The 421-nt window shown below is 28.7% G+C and carries 1 protein-coding gene; it reads left to right on the top strand.

Annotation, left to right across the window (positions count from 1 at the left end; genetic code table 11):
- Positions 1 to 421: YfhO family protein (locus KH893_RS12525; protein WP_281166368.1), on the top strand; the 421-nt coding region annotated here is incomplete at both ends.

The following is a 421-nucleotide window of genomic DNA, read 5'->3' as shown; positions in this document are numbered from 1 at the left end:
TAACAATTGGAATTCATTTAAATTATTCAGAACTTTTCCTAAACGACTTGGAGCTGTATTCGATTAACGATTCAAAACTTGCCAAATCAGCCAATAAAATCCAAAAAACCGGAATCAAAAACTTAAAATTTAATCAGACTAGTTTTACAGGTTATGTAGATGTTAAAAAGAACCAAAAAATTCTGATGACGACAATTCCAGTTGCACCAGGTTGGAAAATTAAAATCGATGGAAAAAATACCCCTGTAAAAACAATCGACAATTATTTTATTGGTGCAAAAATAAAACAAGGTAAACACAAAGTTCAAATATATTATCAGGAGCCTTATTTAGGAATTGCTTCAGCAATAACATTGATAAGCCTGCTGTTAGTATTGTTAATTAAAATAAACAAAAGAAAAAAAGTTTTTAAGTATCTCAA

Origin of the sequence: Liquorilactobacillus sicerae (assembly GCF_029916425.1) — a bacterium.
GTDB lineage: Bacteria > Bacillota > Bacilli > Lactobacillales > Lactobacillaceae > Liquorilactobacillus > Liquorilactobacillus sicerae.
Note: the sequence above shows the minus strand (reverse complement) of the source record. Positions and strands in the feature narration are given on the sequence as shown.